The sequence below is a fragment of the Streptomyces sp. FIT100 genome, from assembly GCF_024584805.1.
Classification (GTDB): Bacteria; Actinomycetota; Actinomycetes; order Streptomycetales; family Streptomycetaceae; genus Streptomyces.
In genome coordinates, this window is sequence record NZ_CP075715.1 from 1,872,058 (window position 1) to 1,891,294 (window position 19,237).

Consider the following 19,237-nt stretch of genomic DNA (forward strand, 5'->3'; position numbering starts at 1 on the left):
GCCAGGACAGTGAGCCCGGCAGCAGCCGAACGACAGGGCCTAGTGGCCGCGCTCCGCGCCGCCGTTGACCTGGATGACCTGGGCCGTGATGTGTCCGGCCGCGGGCGAGGCGAGCCAGTGCAGGGTCTGGGCGACGTCGCCGGGATGTCCCACCCGTCCGGTCGCGGTCTGTGCGATGAGCTCCTTGCGCCGCTCCTCGGGGAAGTCGCCGGTGAAGAAGTCGGTCTCCTCGACGAGTCCGGGCGCGACGAGGTTCACGGTGATCCCGCGCGGCCCGAGTTCCCGCGCGAGCCGGAAGGCGTACGGGTGGAGCGCCGCCTTGCAGCCGGCGTACGCGCCGGACCCGGAGCCGCGGTACGCGGCGATCGAGCTGAGGAACAGCACCCGCCCGCCGGGCGTGGCGAGATGGTCCTGGAGCGCCTCGGTGAGCAGTACGGCGGTGAGGATGTTGAGCCGGACGTTGACACCCCAGTCGTGCGCCACGGCATCGAGCGGATCGGCGAAGTCCGCCCGCTCCTCCTTCCGCCCGTTGCCGCCCGCGCTGTGCACCAGCACATCGACGGTGCCGAACTCCTTCGCCGCGAACTCCGCGGCCCGGCGGGCGCCTTGGGGCTCGCTGAGGTCGACCGCGAGGTAGCGGGCGGCGGGGATCCGCGCGGCGGCCCGCGCGAGCACCGGCTCGCGCCGCCCGAGCAGCACCACCTGCTCCCCGTCCGCGGCGAACGCCTCCGCCGCCGCGAACCCGATCCCGGTCCCCCCGCCACTGATCACCACGGTGCGCGCCATGTCCCGATCCTACGGCGGGCGGTACGGCCGGGGCGGTCAGCGCAGGCTGCGTACGTCCAGGTGGCGCAGGATCCGGTCCACCACCTCGGGATCGGCGCCCGGTTCGCTGCGGGCGGCGAGCACCTCGTGGCGGGCGGCGGAGAGCATCTCCCGCTGGACGCGCTGGAGGATGCCGAGCCGCTCCGCGCGCCGGGCGAACCACTCGCGGCGCTCCTCCTCGACGATGTCCGGGCTGATCCGGGCCCCGACGTCGTACGCGGCCCGGTGGAGCCGGTCGGAGATGTCCTCCGGCAACTCCTCGACCTCCTCGATCTCCTTCAGCCTGCGCTTGGCCGCGCGGGCGGCGCGCAGCGCGAGGTCGCGTTCCAGGGCCTCTTCGGCGTCCGCGTCGGCGCGCACGCCCAGTCTCCTGACCAGCCAGGGGAGGGTGAGGCCCTGCGCGACCAGGGTGGTCATGATCACGCCGAAGGCGATGAAGACGATCTCGTCCCGGGCCGGGAACGGAGCGCCGTCGTCGGTGCGCAGCGGAATCGCCAGAGCCAGCGCGACCGAGGCGACGCCCCGCATCCCCGACCACCACATGACGACGGTCTCGCGCCAGCCGACCGGGATGTCCTCGTCGTAGTCGCGCCGCTTGTGCAGCCGTTTGGTGAGCCAGGTCGCGGGGAGCAGGTACAGCAGCCGTACGCCGACGACGACGGCGACGACCAGCGCGGACCAGCCGAGCAGCTGCCCGAGCCGGTGGTCGGCGGTGCCGAGGACGTGGTGGAGTTCGAGACCGATGAGCCCGAAGGCGACCCCGGTGACGAGGGTGTCGACGATCTGCCAGAACGTGGCGCCCACGAGGCGCGAGACGACGGCGTCCGCGTCGGCGGCCTGCTCGGCGAGGTAGAGCGCCGTGACGAGCACGGCGAGCACTCCGGAGCCCAGCAGGACCTCCGCCAGGACGTAGCTGACGTACGGCACGAGCAGGCTGAGCCCGATCTGCAGGGTCGCGTCGCCGAGCAGTCCCATGAGCCGGTTGGCGAGCCAGCCGAGCGCGAGCCCGACGGCGAGGGCCACGACTGCGGAGAGCACCAACTCCCCGGCCGCCTCCGGCCAGGAGAAGGTGCCGCTGACGGCCGCGGCGATCGCGACGTGGTACAGCACGATCGCGGTGACGTCGTTGAAGAGCCCCTCGCCCTCCAGGATCGACACCAGCCGGCGGGGCAGTCCGAGCGAGCCCGCGACGGCGGTCGCGGCGACGGGGTCGGGCGGGGCGACGAGCGCGCCGAGAGCGACGGCGGCGGCGAGCGGGAGTCCGGGGACGGCGGCGTGCGCGACGGCCGCGACCGCCGCGGTGGTGATGAGGACCAGGGCGACGGCGAGGAGCAGGATGGGCCGGATGTTGGCGGCGAACTGCCGCCAGGAGGTGCGCTGCACGGCCGCGTAGAGCAGTGGCGGGAGCAGCAGCGGAAGGATGTAGTCCGGCGGCAGGGCGACGTTCGGTACGAACGGCATCAGGGCGAGGACCGCGCCGACGAGGGTCATCAGCACGGGCGCGGGCAGCCCGAGCCGGTCGCCGAGCGGCACGATGACGATGGCCCCGAGCAACAGGACGAACAGCAGGGCCAGTTGGTCCACGGATGCGTCGGCCTTCCGATGGGGCGGGGGCGCGGCGAGTGCGCGGCCTCAAGCGTGCCATGCGCTTTGCCCGATTCAGCCTTATTGACGCCCTGGCCGGCCGGGCCGGCCGAGTCCCCGGCACTCCAGCCCGCCCGGCGTCCGAGGACCGGGGGCGGTGGTCGGGGATCGGGGGCCGGGGATCGGGGGCCGAGGACCGAGGATCGGGGGCCGAGGACCCGGGGCCGGTGGTCGAAGGCCGGGGATCGGGGGGGGGCCGCGGACCGAGGGCCGGACATCGGGAGCCGGGGGCCGAGGGACCGGGGCCGGCGGTCGGGGGCCGAGGGCCGGGGATCGGTGGCCGAGGACCCGGGGCCAGCGGTCGAAGGCCGCGGACCGAGGATCGGGGGCCGGGGGCCGGGGGACGAGGACCCGGGGCCAGCGGTCGAGGGCCGGGGACCCGGGTCGGTGGTCGAGGGCCGAGGACCCGGGGTCGCCGTGCACGTCGTCCCGGCCAGTGGTCAAGAACCCGGGGCCGGTGGCCGAAGGCCGGGGACCCAGGGCCGGTGGCCGAGGACCGAGGACCCGGGGTCGCCGTGCACGTCGTCCCGGCCAGTGGTCAAGAACCCGGGGCCGGTGGCCGAAGGCCGGGGACCCAGGGCCGGTGGCCGAGGACCGAGGGCCGGGGATCGGTGGCCGAGGACCCGGGGCCAGCGGTCGAAGGCCGAGCACCCGGGGCCGGTGGTCGGGGACAGCGCCCCCGCATTCGGGGATCGGGGACAGCACCCCCGCATCCGGGGATCGGGGACAGCACCCCCGCATCCGGGGTCCGGGGACGCGCCCCCGCATCCGGGATCCGGGGCGGACCCCGGTGACGGGCGTGGGGGCTGTGGGGGCGAAGTCCCCTACAGTGCGCGCCGCATCGCGCGGTGCGGGATACCCGCGTCCGGGAACTCCGGTCCGTACGCCGCGTATCCGAGCCGCTCGTAGAACCCGAGCGCATGGGTCTGCGCATGCAGGTCGACCGCGGTCAGCCCGCGCCCGCGCGCCGTGTCCTCGATCGCCCGCACCAGCGCCGCCCCCACCCCGAGACCGCGGGCCGCCCGCGTCACGGCGAGGCGGCCCAGGGAGCCGGTCGACGGGGCGTCGGGGACCGTGCCGCTCAGCAGCCGGCCGGTGCCCAGCGGGCGCCCGTCCGCGGCAACCGCGAGGACATGGACCGCGTCCGCGTCGTGGGCGTCGTATTCGATGTCCTCGGGCACACTCTGCTCGACGACGAAGACCTCCTTGCGCACCGCGAAGCACGCCTCGCGGTCGGCGGGATCGACCGCCTCCCGCACCACGAAACCGCCGCTCACGGCGTCCACGGCGTCCACGCCGTCCGCTCCGCTCACGCCGTCCGCTCCCCTCGCACCGCCGGCGCCGCCTGCCGCGCTCACGCGCTCTCCGCCGCGATGGTCTCCAGCGCCGACTGGAGGTCGTCGGGGTACCGGCTCTCGAACTCGACCCAGCGGCCGTCCGACGGATGCTGGAACCCGAGCCTCACCGCGTGCAGCCACTGCCGGGTCAGCCCGAGTCGGCGTGCCATCGTCGGGTCGGCGCCGTAGGTGAGATCGCCCACACACGGATGCCGGTGAGCGGACATGTGCACCCGGATCTGGTGCGTACGGCCCGTCTCCAGCTTGATGTCGAGCAGCGACGCGGCCCGGAACGCCTCGAGCAGGTCGTAGTGCGTCACGGACGGCTTGCCGTCCGCCGTCACGGCCCACTTGTAGTCGTGCTGGGGGTGGCGCCCGATGGGGGCGTCGATCGTGCCGCTCAGCGGGTCCGGGTGGCCCTGCACCAGCGCGTGGTAGCGCTTGTCGACCGTGCGCTCCCGGAACTGCTGCTTCAGCGAGGTGTACGCCCGCTCCGACTTCGCCACCACCATCAGCCCGGACGTGCCGACGTCCAGCCGGTGCACGATGCCCTGCCGCTCCGCCGCACCCGAGGTCGAGATCCGGTAACCCGCCGCCGCGAGCCCGCCGATCACCGTCGTGCCGGTCCAGCCCGGGCTCGGGTGCGCGGCCACACCCACCGGCTTCATGATCACGACGATGTCGTCGTCGTCGTGGACGATCTCCATGCCCTCGACCGGCTCGGCCACGATCTGCACGGGCGCCGGCGCCTGCGGCATCTCGACCTCGAGCCACGCCCCGCCGTGCACCCGCTCGGACTTTCCCACGACCGTGCCGTCGACCAGCACCTTGCCTCCGGCGGCGAGCTCGGCCGCCTTCGTCCGGGAGAACCCGAACATACGGGCGATGGCGGCGTCGACGCGCTCGCCCTCGAGACCGTCGGGTACGGGCAGGGTGCGGGTTTCGGGAAGGGTGCTCACCCGTCGAGTATGCCTTGTCCGTACCGGGCGACGGTCCGTGGTCTCAGTCCTTGTGGACGGTCCCGTCGGGGTCGAGCCCCCGGAAGGAAAGGATCACGATGAGGAAGCCGCCGCACACGATCGCGGAGTCCGCGAGGTTGAAGACGGCGAAGTGCGCGGGCGCGATGAAGTCGACGACCGCGCCTTGGAAGACGCCCGGCGCCCGGAAGATCCGGTCGGTGAGATTGCCCAGCGCACCGCCCAGCAGCAGCCCGAGCGCGATGGCCCACGGCAGGCTGTACAGCTTGCGGGCGAGGCGCGCGATCACGACGACCACCGCCGCCGCGATGATCGTGAAGATGATGGTGAAGGCCCCGCCGAAGCCGAAGGCCGCACCGGGGTTCCGCACCGCCTCGAACTTCAGCAGATCGCCGATGACCCTGATCGGCTCCTGGTGCTCCAGCCTGGCCACCACGATCATCTTGCTGCTGAGATCCAGCACGTAGGCCACGGCGGCCACGGCGAACAGCACCCAGACCCGGCGCCTGCCCCTGGGCTGCTCGGCAGGAGCCGCAGCCTCGTCGTCAACATCCGGCGTACCGATGATGCGCTCCGCCTCTGCCACGTGAGTCCCTCAACCTAGGTGCCTGACTGGTCACGAGAGTACGGCACACAACTGCGGCCCCGGCCCCCGGTCCGGACCCGCCGCTCCCACCGCCGGGGCCGGACTCACCTCCACCGCCAGGGCCGGGAACTCACCACCGCCGAGGCCGGACTCACCGCTCCCGCCTCAGCTCCGGCGCTCCTGCTTCTGCTTGTCCTCCACGCAGAGGGTCGCCCTCGGGAACGCCTGCATGCGCGCCTTGCCGATCGGCTTCCCGCAGACCTCGCAGAGGCCGTACGTCCCCGCGTCGAGGCGCTGAAGCGCGTGCCCGGCCTGTTCGAGCATCTCGCGGGCGTTGGCGGCGAGGGCCATCTCGTGCTCGCGCGTGATGTTCTTGGCGCCGGTGTCGGCCTGGTCGTCGCCCGCTCCGTCCCCGGACTCCCGCATCAGCCCGGTCAGCGACTCCTCGGAGTGGCTGATCTCGGCCTGCAGCCGGGCCGTCTCGCTCTCCAGCTCCGCGCGCGCCTCGGCGACCTCCTCCGGCGTCCACGGGTCCTCCCCCGGGCGCACCGCCAGCTCCCCAGGGGCCACCGCGGCGATGCGGGCCGGCGGCACCGCCGTCGCAGTGCTCTCCCCGCCGGCTGTGGCACCGGCCACGGTCTTCTTCGCTCCCACCGTTCTGGCTCCCGTCTGCCGGGCGGCCTCGGCCGCCTCCTTGGCCGCGCTGGCGGCCTTCCTGGCGCCGGCACCCGTCGTTTTCGCGGCCGCCGCCTTCTTGGTCCTGCTCTTCGCCGGCGCCTTCGGGGCCGCCGCTTCCTTCTTGCCCGCGGTCCTCTTCGCCGAGGTCGCGGTCTTCGAGGTCTTCGCGCCCTTCGGGGCCTTCGCGGCCTTGGACGCCTTGGCGTCCTTGCCCGCCTTGGCGTCCGTCGCGGGTTCCGGGGCCTCGGCCGGCCTCCCGGCGCTCGCCGCCCCCGCGGGGGGCCTCTTCGCGGCCGTGGCCTTCTTCGCGGCCTTCACCGCCTTCTTCGGCGGTACCGCTGCCTTCACCTCCGTGGCGTCGTGCGCGTTCGCACCCGACGCGTCGGCCTTCGCCACCCGCCTGGTGCCGGGGTTCCTCCTCCCGACCGTGCTCTTCTTGCCGTTCGTGTCCTTGGCCGCCGCCCCCGCAGCGGCGGTCGGCCTCTCGGACGCCGTCCTCTTCACGGCGGTCTTTTTCGCCACCATGGCCGCGGCCCCTTCACATATTGTGATCTTGCTCGCGAATCGTGCTGGGACGATAAATCGACCCCAGCCCCGCGGCAACGGGGCACGCCGCCGCTCGGGACGGCCCCGGGCCTGCCCCAATACGAGCCTGCATCCGTTGTGCCCAGCTCCCCGCCCCGTAATCCGCCCGGCTGCCGCCTCCCGAGACCGCCCGGCTCCGTATGGCCATTCGGGTCACCGTGGAAATCCGGTCGGCCACGCTGCGCCCCGGCCCGTACACTGGGCTGAGCGAAAGGCGTGGATGGGGACGAGTAGCGTCGTACGCAGCCATGAGCGACCCGGGGACGGTGCGAGCCCGGGGGCCAGCGCGGCGTGAAACATCACCCCGGAGCCGCCGGAAGAAAGCCCGCGGAGGACCGCGGGCCGGTAGAACCGGCATCGCGACCCCAATGAGGGGGCCCGGGGCGTGCGCGTCCGGGGCCAAGGAGGGTGGTACCGCGGGAGCGCAGCACATCGCTCTCGTCCCTCCGACGGAAGAGACACAGTCCGTTGGAGGAGCCCGAAGCATGACGCCGCCGCCTCAGCCCCAGTACCGCCAGGTACCCGCCCAGGTCGACCTGCCCGCCCTCGAGCACGCCGTGCTCGACTTCTGGCGGGACAACAAGGTCTTCGCGAAGAGCCTCGAGCAGTCCGAGGGCCGCCCGGAGTGGGTGTTCTACGAGGGCCCGCCCACCGCCAACGGCATGCCCGGTGCCCACCACATCGAGGCCCGTGTCTTCAAGGACGTCTTCCCGCGCTTCCGGACCATGCGGGGCTACCACGTGGCCCGCAAGGCCGGCTGGGACTGCCACGGCCTGCCCGTCGAGCTCGCCGTCGAGAAGGAGCTCGGCTTCAACGGCAAGAAGGACATCGAGGCGTACGGCATCGCGGAGTTCAACGCGAAGTGCCGGGAGTCCGTCAGCCGCCACACGGACGCGTTCTCCGAGCTCACGACCCGCATGGGCTACTGGGTCGACCTCGACGAGGCGTACTGGACCATGGACCCCGAGTACATCGAGTCGGTCTGGTGGTCGCTGAAGGAGATCTTCACCAAGGGCCTGCTGGTCCAGGACCACCGGGTCGCCCCCTGGTGCCCCCGCTGCGGCACCGGCCTCTCCGACCACGAGCTGGCGCAGGGCTACGAGACGGTCGTCGACCCCTCGGTCTTCGTCCGCTTCCCGCTGACCTCCGGCCCGCTCGCGGGCGAGGCCGCGCTGCTCGTGTGGACGACGACCCCGTGGACGCTGGTGTCGAACACGGCGGTGGCCGCGCACCCGTCCGTCACCTACGTCGTGGCCGCGAACGGCGAGGAGAAGCTCGTCGTCGCCGAGCCGCTGCTGGAGAAGGCCCTCGGTGAGGGCTGGGAGGCGACCGGGCAGACCTTCACGGGCGCCGAGATGGAGCGCTGGACGTACGACCGCCCGTTCCGGCTCGTCCCCTTCGACGAGCCCGCCCACTACGTCGTCAACGCGGAGTACGTGACGACCGAGGACGGTACGGGCCTGGTCCACCAGTCCCCGGCCTTCGGTGAGGACGACCTCAAGGTCTGCCGCGCCTACGGGCTCCCGGTCGTCAACCCGGTCCGCCCCGACGGCACCTTCGAGGAGGACGTGCCGCTGGTCGGCGGCGTCTTCTTCAAGAAGGCCGACGAGGCGCTCACCAAGGACCTCGACGAGCGCGGGCTGCTGTTCAAGCACATCCCGTACGAGCACAGCTATCCGCACTGCTGGCGCTGCCACACGGCGCTGCTCTACTACGCGCAGCCGTCCTGGTACATCCGCACGACCGCGATCAAGGACCGTCTCCTCGCGGAGAACGAGAACACGAACTGGTTCCCGGACTCGGTCAAGACCGGCCGGTACGGCGACTGGCTCAACAACAACATCGACTGGGCGCTCTCCCGCAACCGCTACTGGGGCACGCCGCTGCCGATCTGGCGCTGCGCGGAGGACCATCTGACGTGCGTCGGCTCGCGCGCCGAGCTGACCGAGCTGACCGGCGCGGACCAGTCGGGGCTCGACCCGCACCGGCCGTTCATCGACGACGTCACGTTCCCGTGCCCGCAGTGCTCCGGCACGGCGACCCGTGTCCCCGAGGTCATCGACGCCTGGTACGACTCGGGCTCGATGCCGTTCGCGCAGTGGGGCTACCCGTACAAGAACAAGGAGACCTTCGAGAAGCGCTACCCGGCGCAGTTCATCTCGGAGGCGATCGACCAGACCCGCGGCTGGTTCTACACGCTGATGGCGGTCGGCACGCTGGTCTTCGACAAGTCCTCGTACGAGAACGTCGTGTGCCTCGGCCACATCCTGGCCGAGGACGGCCGCAAGATGTCCAAGCACCTGGGCAACATCCTCCAGCCGATCCCGCTCATGGACCAGCACGGCGCGGACGCGGTGCGCTGGTTCATGGCGGCCGGCGGTTCGCCGTGGTCCGCACGGCGGGTCGGTCACGGGACGATCCAGGAGGTCGTCCGCAAGACGCTGCTGACGTACTGGAACACGGTGGCGTTCCAGGCGCTGTACGCCCGCACGTCGGGCTGGGCGCCGTCGGACACGGACCCGGCCCCGGCCGACCGCTCGGTCCTCGACCGCTGGCTGCTCTCCGAGCTGCACGCGCTGGTGGATCAGGTGACGCAGGCGCTGGAGGCGTACGACACCCAGCGCGCCGGCAAGTTGATCTCCGCGTTCGTCGACGACCTGTCGAACTGGTACGTGCGCCGCTCGCGCCGCCGCTTCTGGCAGGGCGACGCGGCCGCGCTTCGCACGCTGCACGAGGTGATCGAGACGGTCACGCGGCTCATGGCGCCGCTGACCCCGTTCATCACCGAGCGGGTGTGGCAGGACCTGGTGGTCCCGGTGACGCCGGAGGCCCCCGAGTCGGTGCACCTGTCCAGCTGGCCCGAGGCCGATCTGTCGGCGATCGACCCGACGCTGTCGCAGCAGATGGTGCTGGTGCGGCGGCTGGTCGAGCTGGGCCGGGCCACACGTGCGGAGTCGGGCGTGAAGACCCGGCAGCCGCTGTCGCGCGCGCTGGTGGCGGCGACGGGCTTCGAGACGCTCTCGACGGAGCTGCACGCGCAGATCACGGAGGAGCTCAACGTCTCCTCGCTGGCCTCCCTGTCCGAGGTCGGGGGCTCGCTCGTCGACACGACGGCGAAGGCGAACTTCCGGGCGCTGGGCAAGCGTTTCGGCAAGGGCGTGCAGGACGTCGCCAAGGCGGTCGCGGCGGCGGACGCGGCGGCGCTGTCGCTGGCGCTGCGGTCCGGCTCGGCCGTGATCACGGTGAACGGCGAGGAGGTGGCCCTCTCCCCCGAGGAGGTCATCATCACGGAGACGCCCCGCGAGGGCTGGTCGGTCGCCTCGGACCAGGGCGCGACCGTCGCCCTCGACCTGGAGATCACGCCGGAGCTGAGGCTCGCGGGCCTCGCCCGTGACGCGATCCGCCTCATCCAGGAGGCCCGCAAGAACAGCGGTCTGGACGTCGCGGACCGCATCGCGCTGCGGTGGACGTCGACGGATCCGGAGGTCGTCACGGCCCTCACGGACCATGCGTCGCTGATCGCGGACGAGGTGCTGGCGACGGACTTCGCGTCGGGCGACGCCGACGCGACGTACGGTGACCCCTTCACCGACGAGGGCCTGTCCCTCACGTTCCGCCTCCGCAAGGCGTAGCCCCACGGCGAACGGGCCCGGCCACGTGTGTGGCCGGGCCCGTTGTCGTCCAAAGGAGCCCCTCCGGCGATTGAGGAGCGGGGGTTCGGGGGCAGCGCCCCCGTTACGGGAAGGGGCGGCGTCGAGCGGGCGCACAACAGGGCCGGGCCCGGGACAAGAGTCCCGGGCCCGGCCCTGTGCCTGCCGACGGCTACGCGCGCATCGCGCCGCAACCGGCCGTCAGTTGTCGTCCTCGTCGATCAGGAAGCCCCGCATCGGCGACGGAGCCTGCTGCATCGGCTGACCCTGCGGCCGCACCGGTGCCATCGGCTGGGTCATCGCCGGGGACATCTGCTGCTGGCCGCCGTAGGACGGGCCCGCGGGCGAAGGCCCGTGACCGCCCATGCCCTGGTTGCCACCGTAGGACGGGGCGCTCGCGCCCGCCGGAGCCATGGAAGGCGCCGGGGACGGCGGCAGCGACGCCGTCGCGGGGGTCCGCGGCGGGGCCAGCGAGTCGTCCGCCTGGGTCTCCAGCTGACGCAGCTGGCTCTCCAGGTACGACTTCAGCCGCGTGCGGTACTCGCGCTCGAAGCCGCGCAGGTCCTCGACCTTGCGCTCCAGCGTGGCGCGGGCCGACTCCAGCGAGCCCATCGCGACGCGGTGCTTCTCCTGCGCGTCCCGCTCCAGCGCGTCGGCCTTGGCGCGGGCGTCCCGCTCCAAGCCCTCGGCGCGGCTGCGTGCCTCGCCGACGATCTTGTTGGCCTCGGAACGGGCCTCCGCGATCGCCTGGTCGGCGGTCTGCTGCGCGAGCGAGAGCACACGGGCAGCGCTGTCGCCGCCCGGGCCCTGGCCCGGCATCTGCGGACCGTGACCGCCCATGGGGCCGCCCATCGGGCCACCCATGGGACCGCCCTGCATCGGGCCGGGGCCCATCGGACCACCCTGCGGGTGCCCCTGCGGACCGTGACCGCCAGGACCGTGACCACCAGGGCCGTGACCGGGACCGGCGGGCAGCTGCGGAGCACCACCGGGCAGCTGGGGCGGACCCATCTGCGGGGGCTGCTGCTGGACCGGCGGTCCGGATATGGCGGCGGGCACCGGCGCACCGGGACCACGGCCGTCCTGCGGCTCCGGCGGCTTGCGCATGCCCTGCTGCTGGTTCTGCGCGGCCGCACGAGTCGCCGCCGCCAGCTTGGCGCGCAGGTCCTCGTTCTCGCGGAGCAGACGCGTCAGCTCGGCTTCGACCTCGTCGAGAAAGGCATCGACCTCGTCCTCGTCATAGCCTTCTCGGAGGCGGACGGTCGTGAACTGCTTGTTCCGCACGTCCTCGGGGGTCAACGGCATCTCTTCTTCACCTCTACGTAGTCGTCGGCAGTCGGCAAGACCGTATCGTTCACACGCCACTCCCCACGCTGCGCACGATGGAGATCAGGATGTAGACGATGATCATCAGAACGAAGAAGGACAGGTCGAGTGCCACGCCCCCGAGACGCAGCGGCGGGATGAACCGCCGCAGAAGCTTGAGCGGTGGATCGGTGACAGTGTAGGTGGCCTCCAGGACGACCACCATCGCCTTGCCGGGTTGCCACGCGCGGGCGAACTGGAAGACGTAGTCCATGACCAGCCGGAAAATCAGCACGACAAGGAAGCACACAAGCGCGATGTAGATCACATCCACTGCGACGCCCATTTCTGCGCTTCCCTCTCCCCTGGTTGCTCGTATCCGGCCTCGCGGCCGGGTCGTTCCCGGTGTCGGTTCTCAGCTCTGGTTGAAGAACCCGCCCTCTGCGATGCGGGCCTTGTCCTCCGCCGTGACATCGACGTTAGCAGGAGACAACAGGAACACCTTCTGCGTCACTCGCTCGATACTGCCATGCAGACCGAAGACGAGTCCCGCGGCGAAGTCGACAAGTCGCTTCGCATCGGTGTCATCCATCTCGGTGAGATTCATGATCACCGGGGTGCCCTCACGGAAGTGTTCCCCGATGGTACGGGCCTCGTTGTAGGTCCGCGGGTGCAGAGTCGTGATGCGGTAGGGCTCCCGCTCGGACACAACTTTGGGCATGATCACCGGTGCGTTCTTCTCCAGACTCGGACGTTCAGGTGTGATGGATGCCACGGGGGCGATTCGCGCCGGACGTCCGGATTCCGCGGCCAGCGAAGCGGAATGGGGCACGGGCTCGCGCGGCGCGGGCGGCTGGACCACACGGACCGGCTCCTCCCGCTCCACCCGTTCCACCCGCTCGACACGGTCCACCTGATGCGGGGGCTGGTGCCGGCGCCGGTCCCGCTCGGGCTCCGGCTCCATCTCGGGTTCGAAGTCGTCGTCGGGGTCGAATCCCCGGCCGTCGTACCCATCGTCCTCCACGAGGCCGAGGTAGACCGCCATCTTGCGCATCGCGCCGGCCATTCTCTGAGTCCTCCGCTCTGTGGTGGATCGGCTTCGTTCGGCTACGTCACCAAGTGCCCGCGATCCACTCGGCCTGTCCGCCTTTCGACGGAAATGACCATATTTTCTGCTGTGGTCCGACTTGCTTCGCGACGTTACCCGAGCCGGGGACGGACTCCGAGTACCGCCGTACCGACGCGCACGTGTGTCGCTCCGGCCGCGACGGCCTCTTCGAGGTCCGCACTCATCCCTGCTGACACCATGTTCGCAGCCGGACGGTCCGCGCGCAGGCTTGATGAGAATTCCACCAGCCGCTCGAACGCAGCCTGTTGACGCCCCGCGTACGGCCCTTCGAGGGGTGCGACGGTCATCAGTCCGTCAAGTCTGAGCCCCGGCGCCTCGTCGACGGCCGCGGCCAACTCCCCGATGGCGTCAGGCGCGACACCGCCGCGGTCGCCCTGCTGCCCGCTCTCCGCGTCCAGCGCGACCTGGATCAGGCACCCCAGTTCGCGCCCGGCGCGCACCGCCGCCGTGGAGAGCGCGCGGACGAGCTTCAACCGGTCGACCGACTGCACGACGTCGGCGTAACCCGCAACGGAACGGACCTTGTTCGTCTGAAGCTGACCGACGAAGTGCCAGGTGAGATCGAGATCGGCACAGGCCGCGGCCTTCGGGGCCGCCTCCTGGTCCTTGTTCTCGGCGACGTGCCGCACGCCGAGCTCGTGCAGCAGCCGTACGTCGCTCGCCGGGTAGGTCTTCGTGACCACGATGAGGGTCACTTCCTCCCGCTTGCGCCCGGCCGCCGCACACGCGGCGGCGATACGTTCCTCCACCCTCGCCAGATTCCCGGCGAGTTCGGTTCTGCGGTCGGTCATGATTCTTCTCTTCCGAGCTCCAGCCAGACATATCCGGCAAGGCGCCCCGTCGTGCGGTCGCGGCGGTACGAGTAGTGGTCCGCCGATTCCAGTGTGCAGACCGGCGAGCCCTTGAGGTCGCGTACGCCGAGCGCTTCGAGCTGGGCGTGGACCCCTGCCGTGACGTCGACGGCCGGGGTGCCCCAGCTCGTCTCGGAGCGGGCCGCGGGCTCCACCGCGGCGACATCGGCGCGCATCGCCGCCGGCACCTCGTAGCAGCGTCCGCAGACGGCGGGTCCGGTACGGGCGGTGATCCTGGCCGGATCGGCGCCGAGCCCGGCCATCGCCTCGACGACGGCCGGCACGACCCCGGCGACCATTCCCGGGCGTCCGGCGTGGGCCGCGCCGACCACGCCCGCGACGGGGTCGGCCAGCAGCACCGGGGTGCAGTCGGCGGTGAGGACGGCGAGCGCGAGTCCGCGCCGGGCGGTCACGACCGCGTCCACGGCGGGGGTCTGCTGGACCCCCTCGGCGTCAGTGGGCCACGGTCCTTCGACGACGGCGACGTCGCGTCCGTGCACCTGGTTCATCCAGACGACGCGTCCCGGGTCGAGTCCGAGCGCCCCGGCGGCGAGTTCACGGTTCGCGCGAACGGCGGCGGGGTCGTCGCCGACCGCGCCGCCGAGGTTGAGCTGTTCGTACGGAGCGGCGCTCACCCCGCCCCACCTGTCGGTGAAGGCGAAGTGCGCGCCGCCCGCGCTGTCGTGCTCCCGTATCACGTCAAGGTCACTTCAGGAAGTCCGGGACATCCAGCTCTTCCGCCGAGCTGTCGTACGGCCTGGCCGTCGGGACCTGCGGCGAGGAGGTGCCCGAGTGCGAGGAGTCGCCCGCCACCGGCGCCGGTTCGGCGGGGACCGTGGACTCCTCGCGCGGCGGGACCGTGCCGAGGCCGCCGATGGAGCGGGGCTCCGGGCGGGCCGGGGGCGCGGGCTCCTCGCGCTTGGCGGAGGAGGAGCCGATCACGGTCTCCCGGCGGGTCGGGGGCTGGCCCCCGTCGAAGCCGGCCGCGATGACGGTGACGCGCACCTCGTCGCCCAGGGCGTCGTCGATGACGGCGCCGAAGATGATGTTGGCCTCGGGGTGGGCGGCCTCGCTGACCAGTTGGGCGGCCTCGTTGATCTCGAAGAGGCCGAGGTCCGAGCCGCCGGAGATGGAGAGCAGCACACCGCGGGCGCCGTCGATGGACGCCTCCAGGAGCGGCGAGGAGATGGCCATCTCCGCGGCGGCCACCGCCCGGTCGTCGCCGCGGGCCGAACCGATGCCCATGAGCGCGGATCCCGCCTCGGACATGACCGACTTGACGTCGGCGAAGTCGAGGTTGATGAGGCCGGGGGTGGTGATGAGGTCGGTGATGCCCTGAACGCCGGAGAGCAGCACCTGGTCCGCGGACTTGAACGCGTCCAGCACGCTGACCTGGCGGTCCGAGATGGACAGCAGCCGGTCGTTCGGGATGACGATGAGGGTGTCGACCTCCTCGCGGAGCTCGGCGATGCCGTCCTCCGCCTGGTTGGCGCGGCGGCGGCCCTCGAAGGTGAAGGGCCGGGTGACCACTCCGATGGTCAGGGCGCCGAGCGAGCGCGCGATGTTGGCCACGACGGGTGCGCCGCCGGTGCCGGTGCCGCCACCTTCGCCGGCGGTGACGAAGACCATGTCGGCCCCCTTGAGGACCTCCTCGATCTCCTCTCGGTGGTCCTCTGCCGCCTTGCGACCGACTGCCGGGTTGGCTCCGGCCCCGAGGCCGCGGGTGAGTTCCCGGCCGACGTCGAGCTTGACGTCGGCGTCGCTCATCAACAGGGCTTGCGCGTCAGTGTTGATCGCGATGAACTCGACGCCCTTGAGACCGACCTCGATCATTCGGTTGATGGCATTGACACCACCGCCGCCGACACCGATGACCTTGATGACTGCGAGGTAGTTCTGCGGTGCTGCCACGTCGAAGGCCTCTCGCCTCGAGTTACGTGTCGCCGCCTCGCGGTGGTACCGCGGAGCGACGACGGATGCCGATGGGACGGTCCGAAACGCCGACCCAAACCCTAACGTTGAAGTTTAGGGTTACCAGTGTCTCTGCTTCTTGGACTCTCTCGAACGAGACACTAAGTCGACAAGCGGCGCACGTTCAACGAACACGCCGAACCTCCCGTTTTTCTTTTCACCCTATGTGATCAGCCATCGCAGTGCCCAACCAGGGTGCTGGCCTGCGCATATGTGCGTCAACTCGCTGATGCGACAGGGGCGGTGGGGGCACTCACGTCGAAGTGACCGGCGTCGGGAGCCGCTTTCATCAGCGCGGTGAGCGCGCGCGCCTTCGCCTCGCCCCGCTCCGAACTTCCCCACAGAACGGTCCGGCCGTGCGCCAGCTTCAGGGTGATGGAGTCGTAGGAGCGCACTTCGACGGCCCGGAGGTCCTTCGCCGCCCGCTCGGGGAGTTCGGTGGTGACCCGCACCGCCTCGGTCATCAGCCGCCGCTCGTCGAAGCGCCGGAGGCTCGGTGACCCGTCGGCCGTCAATTCCAGCACGGGCACGTCCTTGGGGGCCTTGTCCACGGTGGCGAAACGGACGCCTTTCGCGTCCACTTCGATGAACTTCGTGCCCGTTTCCATGATGAGGGCGGGCTCGCGCTCGGTCACCTTCAGGACGATTCCGTCCGGCCAGGAGCGTACGGCTTCGACGGAGTCGATACGGCGGAGTTTCGCGCCCAGCCGCGCCTCGATCGCGTCCGTATCGACCGAGATCAGCGGCGATCCGATCGGTACGGCGGCCGCGGCCTCGACCTCACGGGGTGTCAGAACCTTTGTCCCGGAGGTCCTGACCCGTTCGGCGCGCAGCCACGGGGAGCCGTGGAGCAGCCAGATCGCGGCGGCGCCGGACACGACGAGGACGGCGAGCGCCAGCAGCGTCCGCCGGCGGCCGGACAGCCGGAGCCGGCGAACTCCGGGCCCCCCGCGGGAAGGAGGGCCGGGGTGGCCGGCCGACGACGGGCCCTTCGGCTGCCGTGTGCCGCGTTCGGCGGTCGTCGGTCCGGCCATGCTCCGCACCCTGCCCTTCGCTGTGCCTATCGGTGTGCTCGTGCGGAAATCGCCTCGTACACCATTCCGACAAGCAGATCGTCTGCGTCCCGGCGCCCGAACTCGGCGGCGGCGCGGGACATCTCGTACAACCGGTGCGGATCGGCGAGCACCGGCAGCACATTGCCGTGGACCCACTCGGGGGTCAGCTCGGCGTCGTCGACCAGCAGTCCGCCGCCGGCCTTCACCACCGGCTGGGCGTTGAGCCGCTGTTCGCCGTTGCCGATCGGCAGCGGTACGTACGCGGCGGGGAGCCCGACGGCGGAGAGTTCGGCGACGGTCATGGCGCCCGCACGGCACAGCATCATGTCGGCCGCGGCGTACGCGAGATCCATCCGGTCCACGTACGGTACCGGGATGTAGGGCGGCATTCCTGGCATGTTGTCCACGCGCGGCAGTTCGTTCTTCGGGCCGACCGCGTGCAGGATCTGGATGCCGGAGCGCTGGAGCAGCGGTGCGACCTGCTGGACCACCTCGTTGAGACGGCGGGCGCCCTGCGAGCCGCCGGAGACCAGCAGCGTGGGCAGATTGGGGTCGAGCCCGAACGCGGCGCGCGCCTCGGGCCGCACCCTGGCCCTGTCGAGGGTGGCGATGGAGCGGCGCAGCGGGATGCCGATGTAGCGGGCGCCGCGCAGCTTGCTGTCCGGGGTGGAGACGGCCACGGCCGCGGCGTACCGCGAGCCGATCTTGTTGGCCAGGCCCGGGCGGGCGTTGGCCTCGTGGATGACGATGGGCACACCGAGGCGCTTGGCGGCGAGATAGCCGGGCAGCGCGACATAGCCGCCGAAGCCGACGACGCAGTCCGCCTTGGTGCGCTCCAGGATCTGCTCGGCGGCCTTGATCGTGCCGCGCAGCCGCCCGGGCACGGTCATCAGCTCGGGGGTGGGCTTGCGCGGCAGCGGTACGGCGGGGATCAGGGCGAGCTCGTAGCCCCGCTCGGGCACGAGCCGGGTCTCCAGACCGCGCTCCGTGCCGAGCGCTGTGATGCCCATGGTCGGATCCTGCCTGCGCAGGGCGTCCGCGAGGGCGAGCGCGGGCTCGATGTGGCCGGCGGTCCCCCCGCCGGCGAGTACGACATGCACCGAAATTCACCGCTCTCCGGACGGACGTTCCTTGACGCTCCGCCTCATCGACTTCCATCTCACCCCAGCCCGCTTCTTACCGAACACAGGCTGCCGTACGGCCAGGGCCGCCTTCGCGGCGGGATCCTCTCGCGCGAACGCGATCAGCAGTCCCACGGCGAACATGGTCGGCAGCAGGGCGGAGCCTCCGTAGGAGAACAGCGGGAGAGGGACGCCGGCGATCGGCAGCAGACCGAGCACCGCACCGATGTTGATCACGGCCTGGGCCGTGATCCAGGTGGTCACGCCTCCCGCGGCATACCTCACGAAGGGGTCCTCCGTGCGTCCGGCCACGCGGATACCCGCATAGCCTAGAGCCGCGAAGAGAGTGAGCACCGACAGCGTCCCCGCCAGCCCCAGTTCCTCCCCGGTGATGGCGAAGATGAAGTCGGTGTGCGCTTCCGGGAGTTGACCCCATTTCTCCACACTCGCGCCGATACCGGAACCGAACCATCCGCCGGAGGCGAGCGCGTAGATCCCGTGCACGGCCTGCCAGCAGATGTCATTGGGTCCGAGATCACTGGCCCCGACGCACTGGAATCGGTCCATCCGGTTCGGATTGGTCTTGATCAGGACGGCGCCGATCAGGCCCGCGACACCCAGCACTCCGGCGAAGAGCCTGGTGGGGGCACCCGCGAGCCAGAGCAGCCCGAAGAGGATCGCGGCCAGGATGATGGCCGTGCCCATGTCACCGCCGAGCATGATCAGCCCGAGCAGCATGAAGGCGACAGGCACCAGCGGCACGAGCAGGTGCTTCCACTGCGTGAGCAGGCGTTTCTCCTGTTTGCGGGCGAGCAGGTCGGCGCCCCAGAGGATCAGGGCGAGCTTGCCGAACTCACTGGGCTGGAGCTGGAAGGGGCCGCCGAGCGAGATCCAGTTCTGGTTGCCGTTGACCGACTGCCCTATCCCCGGGACCTGCACCAGCACCATCAGGAAGGCGCTGCCGACAAGGAGGGGGTATGCGAGCGCCCGGTGGAGCTTGACGGGCATCCGGGAGGCGAGGAACAGCAGCCCGGTGCCGATGACGGCGGCGAGGAACTGCTTGCGGAAGAAGTACGAGGACGGGAGGGAGTACGTCAGCGCCGTGATCATCGACGCGGAGTAGACCATGACGAGGCCGAGAGCGGTGATCAGCAGTCCGGCGCCGAGGATCACGTAGTACGCCGTGAGCGGGCGGTCCCAGGCCCGGCGCGCCTGCTCGTACGCCCGCCGGACCGCGCCTCCGCCGGGCGGGCGGGGCGGACCGCCGTCCGCCCCGCCGCGCCCGGCAGGCACCCGCCGTCCCGCCCCGGCCCGCCCGGTGGTGCCGCTGCGCAGAGCGACACCGGGGGCGCCGGCGAGGGCGGGTACGGGTGCGGGTGCGAGGGCTGCGACGAGTCTTGCCCCCACCCCGCCCCTTCCCGAACTGGGGCTCCGCCCCAGACCTCGCGCCTCAAACGCCGGCGAGGCTGGATTTCGGGGCGCAGCCCCGAATTTCCAGCCCGTCCGGCTGAGGACACGGCCGA

Annotated in this window: 16 protein-coding genes; 1 reads left to right on the top strand and 15 read right to left on the bottom strand. The window is 71.5% G+C overall.

The annotated features are described in order from the left end of the window. Positions 1-39: 39 nt before the first annotated feature. The 6 genes from KK483_RS08115 to KK483_RS08140 all read right to left on the bottom strand — a co-directional run bounded on the left by KK483_RS08115 (position 40) and on the right by KK483_RS08140 (position 6,572). Positions 40-786, bottom strand: coding sequence for an SDR family NAD(P)-dependent oxidoreductase (locus KK483_RS08115; RefSeq protein WP_262004532.1), 747 nt, complete (start codon positions 784-786; stop codon positions 40-42). Positions 787-822: 36 nt separating this feature from the next. Continuing rightward, positions 823-2,409: a Na+/H+ antiporter gene (locus KK483_RS08120; protein ID WP_262004533.1), complete on the bottom strand. Its 1,587-nt coding sequence runs from the start codon at positions 2,407-2,409 to the stop codon at positions 823-825. Positions 2,410-3,293: 884 nt separating this feature from the next. Next, the gene (locus tag KK483_RS08125; protein ID WP_262009396.1) at positions 3,294-3,746 is read right to left on the bottom strand and encodes a GNAT family N-acetyltransferase; all 453 of its coding nucleotides are present in this window, start codon (positions 3,744-3,746) and stop codon (positions 3,294-3,296) included. A 77-nt stretch (positions 3,747-3,823) separates the two neighbouring features. Beyond that, a complete protein-coding gene (locus KK483_RS08130) occupies positions 3,824-4,765 on the bottom strand; it encodes an RluA family pseudouridine synthase (RefSeq protein WP_262004534.1) in 942 nt (313 codons plus the stop codon). 43 nt (positions 4,766-4,808) lie between these two features. Then, complete coding sequence (gene lspA / locus KK483_RS08135; RefSeq protein WP_242334474.1) at positions 4,809-5,369, bottom strand: signal peptidase II; 561 nt, start codon at positions 5,367-5,369, stop codon at positions 4,809-4,811. 165 nt (positions 5,370-5,534) lie between these two features. Continuing rightward, positions 5,535-6,572, bottom strand: coding sequence for a TraR/DksA family transcriptional regulator (locus KK483_RS08140; RefSeq protein ID WP_262004535.1), 1,038 nt, complete (start codon positions 6,570-6,572; stop codon positions 5,535-5,537). A gap of 545 nt (positions 6,573-7,117) precedes the next feature. Here KK483_RS08140 and ileS point away from each other — a divergent pair. Further along, the gene (gene ileS, locus KK483_RS08145; RefSeq protein ID WP_262004536.1) at positions 7,118-10,264 is read left to right on the top strand and encodes an isoleucine--tRNA ligase; all 3,147 of its coding nucleotides are present in this window, start codon (positions 7,118-7,120) and stop codon (positions 10,262-10,264) included. A 219-nt stretch (positions 10,265-10,483) separates the two neighbouring features. Here the strand turns inward: ileS and KK483_RS08150 are convergent, their stop codons facing one another. The 9 genes from KK483_RS08150 to ftsW all read right to left on the bottom strand — a co-directional run bounded on the left by KK483_RS08150 (position 10,484) and on the right by ftsW (position 19,121). Continuing rightward, the gene (locus KK483_RS08150) at positions 10,484-11,587 is read right to left on the bottom strand and encodes a DivIVA domain-containing protein (RefSeq protein ID WP_262004537.1); all 1,104 of its coding nucleotides are present in this window, start codon (positions 11,585-11,587) and stop codon (positions 10,484-10,486) included. A 49-nt stretch (positions 11,588-11,636) separates the two neighbouring features. Next, the gene (locus KK483_RS08155) at positions 11,637-11,933 is read right to left on the bottom strand and encodes a YggT family protein (protein WP_262004538.1); all 297 of its coding nucleotides are present in this window, start codon (positions 11,931-11,933) and stop codon (positions 11,637-11,639) included. A 69-nt stretch (positions 11,934-12,002) separates the two neighbouring features. Then, positions 12,003-12,653, bottom strand: a complete 651-nt coding sequence (locus tag KK483_RS08160) for a cell division protein SepF (RefSeq protein ID WP_262004539.1) — start codon at positions 12,651-12,653, stop codon at positions 12,003-12,005. Between the two features lie 134 nt (positions 12,654-12,787). After that, complete coding sequence (locus KK483_RS08165; protein WP_262004540.1) at positions 12,788-13,507, bottom strand: YggS family pyridoxal phosphate-dependent enzyme; 720 nt, start codon at positions 13,505-13,507, stop codon at positions 12,788-12,790. Further along, positions 13,504-14,265, bottom strand: coding sequence for a peptidoglycan editing factor PgeF (pgeF, locus tag KK483_RS08170; RefSeq protein ID WP_262004541.1), 762 nt, complete (start codon positions 14,263-14,265; stop codon positions 13,504-13,506). Before pgeF ends, KK483_RS08165 begins: the two co-directional genes overlap by 4 nt. A gap of 7 nt (positions 14,266-14,272) precedes the next feature. Continuing rightward, the gene (ftsZ, locus tag KK483_RS08175) at positions 14,273-15,478 is read right to left on the bottom strand and encodes a cell division protein FtsZ (protein ID WP_262004542.1); all 1,206 of its coding nucleotides are present in this window, start codon (positions 15,476-15,478) and stop codon (positions 14,273-14,275) included. A gap of 278 nt (positions 15,479-15,756) precedes the next feature. Beyond that, entirely contained in the window at positions 15,757-16,572 is an 816-nt protein-coding gene (locus tag KK483_RS08180) for a cell division protein FtsQ/DivIB (RefSeq protein WP_262004543.1), read from the bottom strand. Positions 16,573-16,598: 26 nt separating this feature from the next. Then, the gene (murG, locus tag KK483_RS08185) at positions 16,599-17,693 is read right to left on the bottom strand and encodes an undecaprenyldiphospho-muramoylpentapeptide beta-N-acetylglucosaminyltransferase (protein ID WP_262004544.1); all 1,095 of its coding nucleotides are present in this window, start codon (positions 17,691-17,693) and stop codon (positions 16,599-16,601) included. Positions 17,694-17,699: 6 nt separating this feature from the next. After that, positions 17,700-19,121: a putative lipid II flippase FtsW gene (gene ftsW / locus KK483_RS08190; protein WP_262004545.1), complete on the bottom strand. Its 1,422-nt coding sequence runs from the start codon at positions 19,119-19,121 to the stop codon at positions 17,700-17,702. Between the last annotated feature and the right edge of the window lie 116 nt (positions 19,122-19,237).

Coding starts and splice junctions, on each gene's coding strand:
- KK483_RS08115 (WP_262004532.1), bottom strand. CDS start 786: ATGGCGCGCACCGTGGTGATCAGTGGCGGGGGGACCGGGATCGGGTTC.
- KK483_RS08140 (WP_262004535.1), bottom strand. CDS start 6,572: ATGGTGGCGAAAAAGACCGCCGTGAAGAGGACGGCGTCCGAGAGGCCG.
- ileS (WP_262004536.1), top strand. CDS start 7,118: ATGACGCCGCCGCCTCAGCCCCAGTACCGCCAGGTACCCGCCCAGGTC.
- KK483_RS08150 (WP_262004537.1), bottom strand. CDS start 11,587: ATGCCGTTGACCCCCGAGGACGTGCGGAACAAGCAGTTCACGACCGTC.
- KK483_RS08155 (WP_262004538.1), bottom strand. CDS start 11,933: ATGGGCGTCGCAGTGGATGTGATCTACATCGCGCTTGTGTGCTTCCTT.
- KK483_RS08160 (WP_262004539.1), bottom strand. CDS start 12,653: ATGGCCGGCGCGATGCGCAAGATGGCGGTCTACCTCGGCCTCGTGGAG.
- KK483_RS08165 (WP_262004540.1), bottom strand. CDS start 13,507: ATGACCGACCGCAGAACCGAACTCGCCGGGAATCTGGCGAGGGTGGAG.
- KK483_RS08180 (WP_262004543.1), bottom strand. CDS start 16,572: ATGGCCGGACCGACGACCGCCGAACGCGGCACACGGCAGCCGAAGGGC.